Consider the following 15278-nt stretch of genomic DNA (forward strand, 5'->3'; position numbering starts at 1 on the left):
GAGCAGGCGTGGGTTGCACAAAGCCGCCGCCCCGGATTCGGGAGCGGCGGCCACACGTGTCACAAGGCCCCTATCGGGTCGCCGGCCGCGTCGCCACGCGTCCAGCACGTTGCATCAGCGCAGGTTATAGAACGCGGAGCGTCCAGGATAGCTCGCGATGTCGCCCAAATCCTCTTCGATGCGCAGCAGCTGATTGTACTTGGCGATCCGGTCGCTGCGCGACAGCGAGCCGGTCTTGATCTGCCCAGCGTTCAGACCGACGGCGATGTCGGCGATCGTCGAATCTTCGGTTTCGCCGGAGCGGTGCGACACGACAGCGGTATAGCTGGCCCGCTTGGCCATCTCAATCGCCGCGAACGTCTCGGTCAGCGTCCCGATCTGGTTGATCTTGATCAGGATCGAGTTCGCAATGCCCTTCTCGATACCTTCCTTCAGGATCCGCGTATTAGTCACGAACAGATCGTCGCCGACCAGTTGGACTTTCTTACCGAGCCGATCAGTCAGCAGCTTCCAGCCGTCCCAATCGCTCTCATGCATGCCGTCTTCGATCGACACGATCGGGAACTTGTCGGCCAACGTCGCAAGATAGTCCGTGAACTCGGACGACGACAACTGCAGGCCCTCGCCGGCCAGCTGGTACTTACCGTCGTGGTAGAACTCGCTGGCCGCGCAGTCCAGCGCGAGTAGCACGTCTTCGCCGGCGCGATAACCGGCCTTCTCGATCGCCTGAAGGATCGTCGACAGGCATTCGTCGTTGCTGCCAAAGTTCGGCGCAAAGCCGCCTTCGTCGCCGACCGCGGTGCTCATGCCGCGGTCCGACAGAATCTTCTTCAACGCATGGAACACCTCGGCGCCGCAGCGCAGCGCCTCGCGGAAGGTCGGCTGGCTCGCCGGCACGATCATGAATTCCTGGATGTCCAGGCTGTTATTCGCGTGCGCCCCGCCATTGACGATATTCATCATCGGCACCGGCAATTGCATCGCGCCGGAACCACCAAAGTAGCGGTACAGCGGCAGACCCGCCTCCTCGGCGGCGGCCTTCGCGACCGCCATCGATACGGCAAGCATCGCGTTCGCGCCGATCCGCGACTTGTTGTCGGTGCCGTCCAGCTCCAGCAGCGTCTTGTCCAGAAACGCCTGCTCGGACGCGTCCAGGCCCATGATCGCCTCGGAGATATCGGTGTTCACGTGCTCGACCGCCTTGAGCACCCCCTTGCCGCTGTAGCGGCCCGCTTCACCGTCGCGCAGTTCGATCGCCTCGCGCGAACCCGTCGATGCACCGGACGGCACCGCTGCGCGACCCATCGTGCCCGATTCGAGCAATACGTCGCATTCGACGGTCGGATTGCCGCGCGAATCGAGAATCTCGCGCCCGATGATGTCTACGATAGCACTCATGATGTCCTCAAAGGATGGATGAATCGGTTTCGACTACGCTGTGTCAATGGGGCAGCGGTCTGCGCCGATCGGCGGCGCCGCCCAATGCCGCCAGCCGGCATGCCACGCGCCGTGCTCCGGTAGTGCAGACTTGCCGATCAGACGCGCCGAACCGCGACAAGGTTCATTCGCGACACCCCCAGCCTGTCACACTGCGCGTGGCTTAGCTGAAATCGTTCTCGAGCAGCGGCGTGGATTTCACCGCGCGATCGAGCGTCACCAGCGTTTCCAGCAATGCATGCATCCGCTGCAACGGTACCGCGTTCGGGCCGTCGGACTTCGCCTGCGCGGGATCCGGATGCGTCTCCATGAACAGTCCCGCCACGCCGACTGCAACCGCGGCACGCGCCAGCACCGGCACGAACTCGCGCTGCCCGCCAGACTGGGTGCCTTGGCCACCCGGCAACTGCACCGAATGAGTCGCGTCGAACACCACTGGGGCGCCAGTCTCGCGCATGATCGCGAGCGAACGCATGTCGGAGACCAGATTGTTGTAGCCGAATGAAGCGCCGCGCTCGCAAGCGAGGAAGCGGTCCACCGACAGCCCGGCTTCCCTGGCTGCCGAACGCGCCTTGTCGATCACGTTCTTCATGTCGTGCGGCGCCAGAAATTGCCCTTTCTTGATATTGACGGGCTTGCCCGAACGAGCGCACGCGTGAATGAAATCGGTCTGCCGGCACAGGAATGCCGGCGTCTGTAGCACGTCAACGACCGATGCGACCGCGTCGATCTCATCCTCCGCGTGCACGTCAGTTAACACCGGCACGCCGATCTGGCGGCGCACCTCGCCGAGGATACGCAGGCCTTCGTCCATGCCGACTCCGCGGAACGACTTATCCGAACTGCGATTGGCCTTATCGTACGACGACTTATAAATGAACGGAATGCGCAGCGCGCCGCAGATCTCGCTGAGCCGGCCGGCGGTGTCGAGCGCCATCTGCTCGGACTCGACCACACAGGGGCCAGCAATCAGGAAGAACGGCTTGTCCAGGCCGACCTCGAAATCGCATAGTTTCATGTTGACTCCCGGCCTGCGTTAATGGGCGCGCAGCGCAGCCGCCACTTTCTCGCCATGCTCGCGTTGTTGGCGACGCGCGAGTGCGGCCTCCACATAGGCTTTGAACAGCGGGTGGCCATTGCGCGGCGTCGAGGTGAACTCGGGATGGAACTGGCAGCCGACGAACCACGGATGCAGGTCCTCACGCAACTCCATCATCTCCGGCAAGTCCTCGGTCGGCGTGCGTGCACTGATGATCATCCCGCCGGCTTCGAGCGCCGGCACGAAATGATTGTTGACCTCGTAGCGATGCCGATGCCGCTCGTTGACATCATTGCCGTAAATTTGCTCGGCGCGCGTACCCGGCTTGACCGGACAGCGTTGTGCGCCCAGCCGCATCGTGCCACCCAGATCCGACGATTCACTGCGCTTTTCGACGGTGCCATCGCGGTCGTGCCATTCGGTAATCAGCGCGACGACCGGATTCGGCGTCGATGGATCGAACTCGGTGCTGTTGGCCCGCTGCAGGTTCGCGACATGGCGCGCAAATTCAATCACCGCCAGTTGCATGCCCAGGCAGATTCCCAGGTACGGCAACTTTGCCTCACGCGCGTAGCGGATCGCCTTGATCTTGCCTTCCGTGCCACGCCGGCCGAAACCGCCCGGCACCAAGATCGCGTCCAGGTGGGCGAGGCTATCGACGCCCTCTGTCTCGATCTGCTCCGAGTCGATGTACTCGATGTTCACACGCGTGAGCGTATGCAAAGACGCATGGCGCAGCGCCTCGATCAACGATTTGTACGATTCGGTGAGTTCGACATACTTGCCGACCATGCCGATCGTGACCTCGTGCTCCGGGTGCTCGAGCCGGTATACCAAGTCCGACCACAGCGTTAAATCGGCCGGATTCGGCGCGAACTTCAACTCGTCGCAAATGATCTCGTCCAGGCCCTGGTCGTGCAACATCTGCGGGATCTTGTAAATGCTGTCCACATCCCACACGGAGATCACCGCATCCTGCGGCACGTTCGAGAACATCGAGATCTTAGCGCGCTCGTCATCCGGGATCCGGCGATCGGCGCGGCACAGCAGCACGTGCGGCGAGATACCGATTTCCCGCAACTTCTGCACGCTGTGCTGCGTCGGCTTGGTTTTCAGTTCGCCGGCCGTCGCGATGAACGGCACCAACGTCAGGTGCACGAAGCACGCGCTGTGGCGCCCGAGCCGCAAGCTCATTTGCCGGGCTGCCTCTAGGAACGGCAGCGATTCGATATCGCCGACCGTGCCGCCGATCTCGACGATCGCCACGTCCGGCTCGCCGCATGTCGCCGACGCGGCACCGCGCTCGATGAACGCCTGGATCTCGTTCGTGATATGAGGAATGACCTGGACCGTCTTGCCAAGGTACTCGCCGCGGCGCTCCTTGCGAATCACCGACTCGTAGATCTGGCCCGTCGTGAAGTTGTTGGCGCGGCGCATCTTCGTGCTGATGAAGCGCTCGTAGTGGCCCAAGTCCAGATCCGTCTCGGCGCCGTCCTCGGTCACGAACACTTCACCGTGCTGGAACGGGCTCATGGTACCGGGATCGACGTTAATGTAGGGATCGAGCTTCAGTAAAGTGACTTTGAGACCGCGCGACTCGAGGATCGCGGCGAGGGAGGCGGCGGCAATGCCCTTACCCAAGGAGGAAACTACGCCGCCGGTGACAAATACATATTTGGTCATCGCTGGATGCTCGCGGGAAAGCCGGATTATACTCGAAAGCCCGGCTTTCTCTAAGCGTCCCGCGCCAAGTCGCGCAGCAGGCGCCGGATCGCGCGAGCGGTATCGAGCGGCCGCTCCATGGGAAACAAATGCGAGCCGTCAATCCAGTCAAAATGGGGACCGACGATGCGCCGTGTCGCATCGAGCCCGACCTGCCGCACCTCGCGGGAATGCGTGCCGGCCACGAATCCGACTGGCACGGGCGCGCCATGTGCAAGGCGCGCGCCCAGCGTACAAGGTAGCGTGCGGTAGATCCGATATTCAATATTTCGGTCGAACGCCAGTGCACGGGCGCCGCCGGGACCAAGGGGCGGGATCCCATGATCGATGTAGTTCGCGAACATGCGCTCGTCCCAGCGCGCGAAAGCCTGCTTGCGCTTGAAATGCCGCCATGCTTCGTCGCGACTGGGCCAATGCGTGCGGCGCTTGCGGGTGACCGCCGCCGGCGAAAGCCGCTCGTCCAGGCCGGCCCACTGCGTGACGCCCAGCAGCCGGCTGCGCCAACCGGCGATCAGCGGCGAGTCGAGCATCACCACACCCTTGACCCAATGAGGTTTCTTCAGCGCGGCCATCACCGACAAATAACCGCCCAACGAATGACCGACCAACCACACCGGCTGCTCCAGGCGTGCCGCCACATCGTCGAGCAACTGGTCGACCAGATGCGGCCAGTCGCGCGTGACCGGATAGCGAGGATCATGTCCGTACCGCTCGATGAACCGCACGTCGTAGTCGTCGGCCAACTCGGCAAAGATCGTCCGGTATGTCGATGCGGGAAACCCGTTCGCATGCGAGAAGTGAATCACGCTCTTCAACGACAGTCTCTCCTGTTCCTGTTTCTCTGGTTATATGCGCCGCAGCGTTACCAGGGTGCCGTGGCTTGCCGTTGAACGATATTTTCAGCCGTACCCTCCTGATCCGCTTGGACGTTGTCAGATCGAACACGTTGGGCTAGTCGGTCGCGCTCGTGCTCTACGTCACCGTATAGAGCGGGTTGCACTTGGCAACCACCGCGACCCAGGGCACCCCATCGGCATGTTCCACCCGCGGCAACGCGTGCTTTTCATTCATACTTCAGTGCACCGCAGCCCGTCACGCCACGAGAGAACTGGCGTGCCCTGCATCGTCCCATTTCCCGAGGTTACTTCAAAGCGACGGGTCTGGCGCCTGGTCCGGTTCTGATAACCTAAGAAAAAACCCGCGGCCTTCGGTGCTTTTGCCCAAATGCTCTTGCCCAAACGATACCTCATCACGCCAGACCCCTATGATGCCGGCCATCCCGCGTTATTTCTCGAACAGTTGAAGCGGACGCTGGACTCGGGAATTGAACTAGTCCAGCTTCGCTCAAAGAAGTTGAATTCTATCCATTACATGCATTTGGCCGAGAAAGCGATGGCCCTATGCGAGCAGCATCATGCTCTTCTGCTATTGAACGCCCACGCCCCGCTCAGTGCACAGCGCAACGTCGATGGGCTGCACCTGGACAGCCAAAGCCTAATGGCGTGCGACGAACGTCCCCTCCCGACAGCAAAACTGGTGGCTGCATCGTGCCACACGATGGCGGAACTCGAAAAGGCGCAGTCCATCGGCGCCGATTTCGTCACGCTCTCGCCCGTGCTGCGAACCGCCAGCCATCCCGACGCCGAGCCGCTGGGATGGGATCGCTTTCTCGCGCTGGCCTCGCGGACTACGCTACCCGTCTACGCACTGGGCGGCCTGTCAACTGATACACTGCCTCATGCCGAACGACACGGAGCGTACGGCATCGCAGGCATTCGCTGCTTTTGGAAGCCTTGATTGCTCGCCATTGGCAGCCTTGGCGACCGACGCGGCCCGTGCAACGCAGATCGACATGCTTTGCTCAGCGGAAAGTGACGCGGGTCAGCGCCCGGTCCAATAACGCCTGCGTGAGCGTCGATATGCATCGACCACCCAGCCAGACACCCCGCTGTCGATGCGCACCGCGCCATCGTTATCGCTGCGCAGCATATCGACGCCGCGCACACGATAACGCGCGGCGACCAGCGGGTGTGGATGGCCAAAGCGATTGCGGTAACCTACCTGAAATACCGCCATACGCGGCCGTACCGAATCGAGAAACACATCCGTCGATGACGTCTTGCTGCCATGGTGCGGCACGATCAGCACGTCACTGCTCAATGCCGGCCCATGCCGTTCGACCAGCGCCCGCTCGGCGGCCCGTTCGATATCTGATGCGATCAACACTGCGCCAAGCGCATTCGAGACGCGCAGCACGCATGCTGTTGCATTCGGCTTGCGTGGATCTGCCGCGCCCGTCGGCCACAGGAATTCGAACGTCACGCCGTCCCATCGCCATCGCTCCCCGGCACGGCATGCCCGCGTGATTGCACCACACGCGGTGGCACGCGCCCACAACGGATGAGCGGGCGGCAACGAGGCCTGCATCTGCGCGACCGGCATGTCGGCCAGCACCGCAGGCACGCCGCCCGCGTGGTCGATATCACGATGACTGACGACCAGCATGTCTAATGCGTTCACGTCATGCGCGCGCAGGAACGGCACGACGATACGCTGCCCCGCATTGCCCGCCTCCGGGCCCGGACCGGCATCGAACAGCAGTCGTCGCCGCGCGGTCTCGACCAGCACGGCGGTGCCCTGCCCGATATCGAGCGCCGTGACGCGAAAACCGTCAGCGAGTGGCGCCCGCGGTGCCGGCCACAGCAATGGCAGCCACAGGATGGGCGCGGCCGCGCGCAATGGCCAACCCCGAGGCCCCAGCATCCAAGCCGCACCGACGAGCGCGAGCAGCAGCGCGGCCGGCTCGGGCGCCGGCAAGTGCCACACGCCCCACGCGGGCGAAGCCAGCGCATCCAGTATGGCAAACAGCCACTGCACCAGGCGGTGCGCCAATTGCAATAGCAGCGCGTCCAATGGCGCCGGGATCGCAATGGCGAGCAGCACGGCTGGCACGACCAGGGTGCTGACCCACGGAATCGCGATGGCATTGGCCACCGGACCGAGTGCCGGAATCTGCGAGAACCAGACGACCGTCAACGGCGCAAGACCGAGCGTCACCGCCCATTGCACGCGCATAGCCGACGCCAGCCGTGCTGGCGCCCCACGCACCGCGGCGCGCGTGCGGGCCGCGAGCACGCCTAAGGCCTTAGCCGAACGCGGGCCAGGCATACCAGCAGGTCGCTCGCCCGGCCCGCCCGCGCTGGCCTGCGGCAACGTATCGGCCGGATCGAGTGACGGCCAGTCCGGTTCGTCGTCTCGCTGCGGCTGGTTGCAGCCCGCGCAGCGCAACGCCACCACGATCGCCGCGACCGCACCGAATGATAGCGCCGTGCTCGCCGACAACGTCGCCCACGGATCGACCAACACCACGATCACGAGTGCCCACGCGAGGACCAGCAACGGGTCGACGCGACGCCCACTCGCATAAGCAAGCGTCGCGATCGACAGCATGGCAACCGTGCGCTGAGCGGGAATGCCCAGCCCGGCGAGTGCGGCATAACCGGCAGCGGCGAGCATCGCACCGACACAACATGCGATAGGAACCGGCACGTGCAGCGGCAACGCCGGCGCAACGCCGAAACCGCGGCGCCAGGCCAGGGCAATGATCGTGGCAGCCAACGCCGCAACCGAGCCGATATGCAAGCCCGATATTGCCATCAGGTGATTAGTGCCAGTACGACGCAACCGCTCCCAGTCCGGCTCCGTAATCGCATCCTGTACGCCGATCGCCAGCGCAATCACGATCCCGGCATGTGAACCCGCGGGCTCGCCGCTGCCGCTGCCCGTCCCCGTTCGGGCAGGCTCGGACAAGACCTGCTCGATCCGCGCGCGAATGACCGCACGCCGACGGTCCACAGCGTTGAGCATCGCCCGGATACCGGGGCCCCGCTCAATATCGGGCGCGTGTGGCGAGCCCGGGGACGCCCCCGATTGCCAGTGCGGATCGGCCTGCAGGTGGCGCACGTAGCCCAGCGCACGCACACCGCGCGCCAGTTGCCGCACATCGGTGTCCGGCAATCCGAAATTGCCGTTGCCATGCACCCGCTTGAGTCTTGCAACGAGCGTATGGCGCCCGCCCGGCACAAGCGTCGCCGAGGGTTGCCGGCCGAACGCGGCAAGCCAGCTCAACTGGACGGTGCGGGGAAACCGCTCGATCCGGGGCGATGTTGATTCAACGTCGAACAAAAAGCGAAGCCCGCGCGCATCGCGCGACGACAAGCCACGCACCGTGCCGGTTAGGATCACATCGCGCCCCTCCCACTGCGGCGGCAAAGCATCTGACAGCGCGCTATGCGCGCGCCACGCCGCGTAACCAAAGCCGAGCAGTGCCGCGCACCCGATGCTCGCCGCCCGCATCAGCCACGACTTGTGCCAACTGGCGCGCCCCGCTGCCCGCGCACGATACGCGATGCATGCCACCCCAGCGGCGGCGAGCACTGCCACACCCCAGGCGAACCAACCGGCAACGTCCGGCAAACTGGGCTGCCACTGCAACACCCCAGTGCCCACGACGAACGCGCATAATCGTGCAAGCATCATCCCCCTCGGCCGGGCGTTCGTGCGCGACGGATTGCGTAGCGACGACCCGTGCCGGCACGGCGACAGGCGCGCCGCTGCAAAGCCAGCGACCGACGCAAGCAGCCTAACCCGGCGCCGCGACAACCATCCGGAACGCCTGAATACCGCCTGAATGCAAAATCCGATTATCGCTGTGCGAGGGCGAGCCGCGGCAACGCGGCGTGCGCGTTGGCCGTTGTACAGAGGGCCAGTTGTGGCAACGTCAGTGAACGCATGGCCGCAATCACCGCCGCAATGCGTGGCACTTGGTCGGGCGTGTTGCGCCCCTTGTAAATCCACTCCGGCGCAATATCTGGCGCGTCGGTCTCCACGACCAACGCATCGAGCGGCAATTGCGCGGCAAGCTGGCGGATGCGTCGGGCACGCTCGAACGTCACGTTGCCGCCAAAACCGAGTTTGAAGCCTTGTGCGATATACGCATCGGCCTGCTGAAAGCTGCCATTGAATGCGTGCGCGATGCCCCGCACGACGTTGAAGCGTCGCAACTCGGCGATCACCGAGTCCTGCGACTTGCGCACGTGGCAGATCACCGGCAAGTCGAACTCGCGCGCCATCTTCAACTGTGCCGTATAGATCTCGCGCTGACGAACCGCATCCAGCCCCGGCACGAAGAAATCCAGACCGATTTCGCCGATGCCGACAAAGCGTGGATCATCCAGGCTGGCGTGGATCTCGCTGCGCAACACCGCGAGATCCTCGTCCTGCGCGGCCGGCGCGTACAGGGGGTGGATGCCCAGTACATAGGCGCCCCCGTCCACGCAATGGGCTAACTCGCGCACCGCCGAGAAGTTAAAGCGGGCGACCGCTGGAATCACAATGCGCGACACTTGCGCATCGCGCGCTGCCGACGCCACGGCAGCCCGGTCCGCATCGAATTCGGATGCATCCAGATGACAATGGGTATCGATCCACATCGAGGCTCCTCGCTGCTCACGCCGGTGCGACACTGCACAAACCGAGCCGTCGTCAGACTAGCGTCTTGGCAAGCGCGGCGCGCGCCACCATTGTTTCATCGTGCAGCACACCATCTCGCAAGCGCAGTACCCGGTCGCAGCGCGCGGCCAACTCGATGTCGTGCGTGACGATCACGAAGCTCGTCTCGAACGTCTTCGACAACTCCAACATCAGCTGGAACACCGTTTCCGCAGTATGGCCATCGAGGTTGCCGGTCGGCTCGTCCGCCAGTACGCACGCGGGCCGCGTCACCAGCGCGCGCGCGATCGCCACGCGCTGCCGCTCGCCCCCGGAAAGCTCTCCTGGCCGGTGTTTCGCGCGATGCGCGACGCCGACGCGCTCTAGCGTGGCCAACGCCTCGCGACGCGCGTCCTCGATCGGCATCCGGCGGATCCGCAGCGGCATCGCGACGTTGTCCAGCGCGGTAAATTCGGGCAGCAGATGGTGGAACTGATAGACGAAACCCAGGACGCGATTGCGCAAATCGTTGCGCTCACGCTCCGCCAAGTGCGAGAATGGTCGGCCCAATAGCGCGACACGCCCCACACTGGGCTCGTCGAGCCCGCCCAGCAGATGCAGCAGCGTACTCTTGCCGGAGCCGGACGCGCCGACGATGGCCAGCTTCTCGCCGCGATATACGTGCAGTTGCGCGTCGGCCAGCACCGGCACCGGCTGGCCGCCCTGCACAAAGGTCTTCGATATGCCGGTCGCGGCCAGCACGATTTGCTGCTCGTTCATTGTTTTACTCATAGCGCAATGCCTCAGCCGGACGCACGCGTGCCCCCCGCCAGCTCGGATACAGTGTCGCGAGCGCAGACAGCACGAATGCAATCGCGCCGATCTTCACCACGTCAGCCGCGACCAAGTCGCTGGGCAGCTCGCTGATGAAGTAGATCGACGGTGGTAGAAATTGGAAGCCGAAAACATGCTCGATCAACGGTACCAGCCACGGGATACTGACGGCGAGGGCGCAGCCGAGCGCAATGCCGATGCCGGTGCCCACGAAGCCGATGGTCACGCCCTGAATCACAAAAATCTTCATAATCGAGCGCGGCTGCGCGCCAAGCGTGCGCAGAATCGCGATGTCGGCCTGCTTGTCGGTGACCGTCATCACCAGCGAGGAGACGAGGTTGAACGCGGCAACCGCAATGATCAGCGTCAGGATGATAAACATCATCCTTTTCTCGATTTGCACTGCCGAAAACCAAGTCTTGTTCTGTTGCGTCCAATCGCGGATATACAGGTCGCCGGACAGCGACCGTGCGAGTTGTCGCGCGACTTCCGGGGCGCGCTGCATGTCCTTGATCCGAAGCCGCACGCCGCTGGGCGCGCTCAACCGGAACAGCGCCTGTGCATCGGCAATCGATACCATGGCCAGTGTGCTGTCGAACTCGTAGTGACCGGACTCAAACACGCCGACCACGGTGAACTGCTTGAGCCGGGGCAGCATGCCGGCCGGCGTGATGGTACCCTCCGGAGCGACCAACGTGACCTTGTCGCCGACGGTCACGCCCAGCGCACTCGCCAAGTCTACGCCGAGCACAATACCAAACGATCCCGGCTGCAGATCGGCCAGCCGGCCCGCTTTCATCTCAGCACCCATGTCGGATACCTGCGGCTCCAGCGCCGGGTCGATGCCGCGCAATGCGACGCCGTTGACCGCACTTTGCCGCGTGAGCAGCGCCTGCGCATCGATGTACGGAGCCGCGCCAATCACCACTGGATTCTGGCGCGCCTCGTTGGCAGTCAATTGCCAGTTTGGCATCGAGCCGGTCGGCGAGAAGATCTCGATGTGCGCTAGCACCGACAGCATCCGGTCGCGCACTTCTTTCTGGAAGCCGTTCATCACCGACAGCACGACAATCAGCGCCGCGACGCCGAGCGCGATGCCCGACATCGAAATCAGCGAAATAAACGAAATGAACCCGTTGCCGGAAGAACGTTTGCCAGTACGCGTATAGCGCAAGCCAATTTGCCATTCGTAAGGGAGCTTCAAATCAATCCTTTGTATCCACACTGACTGATCCCGCTGCTGGACACCGCCGCAGGTAACAGCGAAGTTTGCCACACAATGGTGTCCTTCCGCCGCTACATGCCGCAATATCCGGATCCGATGGCCGCCTGCTGGCCTGACGCACCCGGGACACGCGCGATCGTGTTGATTCGCGCATGCCGGGCACCCACCATCGCTTCTAGCTCATGTCCATCTCGCGGCCCAAGCCATCACGCACACGACTTCAAACTGGGGCACAGCGCCTGCCTTCAGGCGCCACGAGCCGTTGCCTGGGCAGGCCGACGAAATTCCAGTTTTTTGGCCCTAATACCTGAAGTTTTGCGCAACGGGGTCGCCTCAGGGCCATTATTCATTTGACTCTCCCATTGCCAATGGTTAACGGTTCAAACTATTTTGAGCCGCCATATCCCTTTTTTATTCCGCACGAATAGTTCGGCTCGATTGCATTCCCCGGTATTGCCGCGTACATTTTTCCCGCATTTCATTTTTTGACTCAATGCCACCCAAAGGTTTAAAATGACCGCATTTAATTATTCGCGACGAGTCACAGGTTATAGCGCTCCGCTCTACCAACGCTCGGACTTCGTTATTCCAAGAATATCCAGCAAATTATCTGCATTCAGCGTAGTTTTAGCCTTGTCATTTATCAATGACGCCACTGCATCCAACCACGGCTATGAAGAATCGGCCCTAGAAAGCATCATAACAGATATCACAAAAAGCAAACTAGCACCCTTTGAATCGACACTAATTAGATTGGACGTTGACCATTCAAAAACGAAAGAAAAATTGGACAAACTAAAGATAGACACCAATAGCGCTTTTTTAAAATTTACGAATCAGATCGCCACAGAAAATACAGCAATAAACCAAAAAATAGATCACATCAACTCAGCAACGGAAGATCAATTAAATAATATCAATCACAAAATTAGCAATCTCAGCCAAAAGTTAACCAGAAATTCTAATGAACAAGCGAATTTAAAAGAATCTCTAAACCAAAACATATCCGACCTTAACAACACCGTGAAGCAGATAGCACACAACAATAAATCACTTATCAATAAGTTAAATAATGCAAATACAACAACTCAGGATCAAATAAAAGATATCCGGGATCAATCATATAGGCACTACGGAAAAATCACAGAGACCATAAACGAACTCGCATTGACGACAAACAACCAATTTACGGAGCACAAGGAAACAATAAAAAATGAGTTAGCAATACTGGGAAACAGGGTAGATCAACTAGAAAAACAAACAAACAAAAACAGAAGCGCAAAGGACAACCCGGGCAATCGGTACAAAAACCCGAAAGACACGGTCGTTGCAGAGTCATCCACCACGGTATCGCTGCAAGCAGAGTTGGCTAACGCGAACGACGGTGGGTCTTTGCAGCCCATGCTGGCGGGCAATGAAATGCGTCCGGGGCCCCAGCTGACGAACACCGACAGCCAACCGGCGCTTATGCTGGCGGACAAAAGCCGCCATACCGGGCCTGCGCCGGCGAACCAAGGCCGGCATGCCGAAGTTGCGCTGGTGAACCAAGACGGGCCCTCCGAGCGTGCTCCCGCGGACCAAGGCGGCCATGCCGAAGTTGCGCCAGCGGACCCAGGCAGCCGAGCCGAGGTTGCGCCAGCGGACCCAAGCGGGGTCGTCGAACCGATGACCGCCGACGATGTCCGTGCCGCTTGGCGGGCGCTCCAGAATAGCAGTGGCCATTCCGGGCCCATGCTCGCAGACGATGTGGCGTCGGCTCACGATGACACCATCTCCTGCGACCAGCCCGGCGAGTGCGGGCACGGCTCTGCACAAGGGCGGCTGCGCGAATTCATTGGGGCTGACCTGCCTTCACTCCTGGCCGAACAACTGAATATCCGCGTCGACGACACCCGCGTCTCGGTCGGCGAGCCCGGCCATGAACGCAGACTTACAGACGTCGCACGCGGCACGCAGCCTACCGACGCAGTGAACAAGGCGCAAATGGATGAGGCGGTAGCACAGGTGGACCGCAACGCATCGGCGGGCACCGCGGCAGCGATGGCGGTAGCGGGACTGCCACAGCCAACCTTGCCCGGCAAGAGCCTGATGACGTTTGCCGGTGCGACTTACCGCGGCCAGTACGGTGTGGCGCTTGGCATATCGCACGTGACGCCGAATAACCGCTGGGTATTGAAAGTTGCCGCAAACGCGAACGGCCGTGGCTACGTTGGAATGGTCGCAGCAGGCGGTTTTCAATGGTGAGGGTGAGGCGCAAAGCGTGCGCTCGCGCGACAGATGACGCGCGATAGGCGAGCGAGGTCGATATGACCGGTGGATTGCCCTACAATGCGCTCCATCATGCATGTCACATACCCCGTTTCCCGCCTCCACCTACTGCTGCCCTTTGCGTTGCCCACCGCGGCCAACGCACAGCCTGCGCTACAGAACCTGGATAAGCCGGCACTAGATAGGTTGCTCGAACGCGCGACGCTTGTCGAACGCGTGATCGGGGACGATTTCCAGCGCACGTTGCCACACGAGCGATGGGTCGTCCGCTGTTTCGGCGTTGGCCATGCCGCCGCATCTGCTGCGTCGCGCCAGCAGGCAGACGATGCAGCATCGAACAGGCGGATAGATCCGTTCGCAACTGACGATGATGCGCCGCTCGCCCCGTACATGCTGCTTGCGGACGGCGGCGAACCGCGTGATGCTGTCTGGGCATGCGTCGAGCCCGTTCATGTGCAGGTCGCGCACGATCATCTGGTGCTGATCGATCCCAAGACGCTGCAGCTTTCGACAGATGACGCGGCCGCGCTACTCACCGTCGCACGGCCCCTCATTGAGGAACTCGGCGTAGAACTGGCTGCCCCGACGCCGCTGCGCTGGTACTTGTCGAGTGAGCAACTCGGCTCGTTGGCCAGCGCGGCGCCACTGCGCGCCGCCGGACGCAACATCGAAATCTGGCTGCCGCACGAGGCCCATACCGGCCACCGACCACGCACGTGGATGAAGCTGCAAAACGAGGTCCAGATGGCTTGGTTCGAGCATCCGGTCAACCAGGCTCGAGAAGCACGCGGGTTGCCCGCCGCCAACTCGATCTGGCTTTACGCGCAAGGGCGCATGATGCCGGTGTCGCGGCCCTTCGAGCGCGTGCTATCGCAGGCAGCAGCTACGCGTGGGCTAGCGCTCGCGTCCGGCGCGGCGTTGGAGATGCCGCCCGCCACTTTCGACATGCTGCGGCAACGAACCGGCGGTCAGGCCGCGGCCCGCGCCGCGGGTCGTGGCACAACCGGTGTGACGCTGGTCGAACTCGATCAACTGAGCGCACCATTTGTGCAGCAGGACTGGCCGCGCTTTCGCGCCGCGTTTGCGGTGCTGGAGCGCGACTGGTTCGCTCCAGCGCTCGCGGCGTTAGAGCGCCGCGAACTCGCGGAACTCACGTTGACGCTGTGCGGCGACACTGGCACGACGACGCTCGTCGTGCGCCCCATCGACATGAAAAAATTCTGGCGACGCCGGTCATTTGCGTCGCTGTTGCCGTGAGCTCGC

11 protein-coding genes are annotated in these 15278 nt (G+C 62.2%); 3 read left to right on the forward strand and 8 right to left on the reverse strand.

Translation table 11 applies throughout. From position 1 onward, the window contains the following. Positions 1 to 114: 114 nt before the first annotated feature. From eno to B0O95_RS06900, 4 genes are all read right to left on the reverse strand, one after another. Positions 115 to 1398, reverse strand: coding sequence for a phosphopyruvate hydratase (gene eno / locus B0O95_RS06885; protein WP_076786715.1), 1284 nt, complete (start codon positions 1396 to 1398; stop codon positions 115 to 117). A gap of 202 nt (positions 1399 to 1600) precedes the next feature. After that, positions 1601 to 2455 carry a 3-deoxy-8-phosphooctulonate synthase gene (kdsA, locus tag B0O95_RS06890; RefSeq protein WP_104077231.1) on the reverse strand — a complete coding sequence of 285 codons (855 nt, stop codon included), beginning with the start codon at positions 2453 to 2455 and terminating at the stop codon, positions 1601 to 1603. A gap of 18 nt (positions 2456 to 2473) precedes the next feature. After that, the gene (locus B0O95_RS06895; RefSeq protein ID WP_104077232.1) at positions 2474 to 4159 is read right to left on the reverse strand and encodes a CTP synthase; all 1686 of its coding nucleotides are present in this window, start codon (positions 4157 to 4159) and stop codon (positions 2474 to 2476) included. Positions 4160 to 4209: 50 nt separating this feature from the next. Then, a complete protein-coding gene (locus tag B0O95_RS06900) occupies positions 4210 to 5013 on the reverse strand; it encodes an alpha/beta fold hydrolase (RefSeq protein WP_104077233.1) in 804 nt (267 codons plus the stop codon). A 415-nt stretch (positions 5014 to 5428) separates the two neighbouring features. Here B0O95_RS06900 and B0O95_RS06905 point away from each other — a divergent pair, with 415 nt between their 5' ends. Next, a complete protein-coding gene (locus B0O95_RS06905) occupies positions 5429 to 5995 on the forward strand; it encodes a thiamine phosphate synthase (protein WP_233203190.1) in 567 nt (188 codons plus the stop codon). Positions 5996 to 6079: 84 nt separating this feature from the next. Here the strand turns inward: B0O95_RS06905 and B0O95_RS06910 are convergent, their stop codons facing one another. The 4 genes from B0O95_RS06910 to B0O95_RS06925 form a co-directional block, all read right to left on the reverse strand. Further along, complete coding sequence (locus B0O95_RS06910; RefSeq protein ID WP_104077304.1) at positions 6080 to 8734, reverse strand: ComEC/Rec2 family competence protein; 2655 nt, start codon at positions 8732 to 8734, stop codon at positions 6080 to 6082. 167 nt (positions 8735 to 8901) lie between these two features. Continuing rightward, positions 8902 to 9690 carry a TatD family hydrolase gene (locus B0O95_RS06915; protein ID WP_104077235.1) on the reverse strand — a complete coding sequence of 263 codons (789 nt, stop codon included), beginning with the start codon at positions 9688 to 9690 and terminating at the stop codon, positions 8902 to 8904. Positions 9691 to 9742: 52 nt separating this feature from the next. Then, positions 9743 to 10468: an ABC transporter ATP-binding protein gene (locus tag B0O95_RS06920; protein ID WP_233203191.1), complete on the reverse strand. Its 726-nt coding sequence runs from the start codon at positions 10466 to 10468 to the stop codon at positions 9743 to 9745. 4 nt (positions 10469 to 10472) lie between these two features. Continuing rightward, the gene (locus B0O95_RS06925) at positions 10473 to 11726 is read right to left on the reverse strand and encodes a lipoprotein-releasing ABC transporter permease subunit (RefSeq protein WP_104077237.1); all 1254 of its coding nucleotides are present in this window, start codon (positions 11724 to 11726) and stop codon (positions 10473 to 10475) included. 534 nt (positions 11727 to 12260) lie between these two features. Here B0O95_RS06925 and B0O95_RS06930 point away from each other — a divergent pair. Both B0O95_RS06930 and B0O95_RS06935 read left to right on the forward strand, forming a co-directional pair. Continuing rightward, positions 12261 to 13991 carry a YadA C-terminal domain-containing protein gene (locus tag B0O95_RS06930; protein ID WP_104077238.1) on the forward strand — a complete coding sequence of 577 codons (1731 nt, stop codon included), beginning with the start codon at positions 12261 to 12263 and terminating at the stop codon, positions 13989 to 13991. 84 nt (positions 13992 to 14075) lie between these two features. Then, positions 14076 to 15272: a regulator gene (locus tag B0O95_RS06935; RefSeq protein ID WP_104077239.1), complete on the forward strand. Its 1197-nt coding sequence runs from the start codon at positions 14076 to 14078 to the stop codon at positions 15270 to 15272. The last annotated feature ends 6 nt before the right edge of the window (positions 15273 to 15278 follow it).

Origin of the sequence: Mycetohabitans endofungorum (assembly GCF_002927045.1) — a bacterium.
GTDB classification, from domain to species: Bacteria; Pseudomonadota; Gammaproteobacteria; order Burkholderiales; family Burkholderiaceae; genus Mycetohabitans; species Mycetohabitans endofungorum.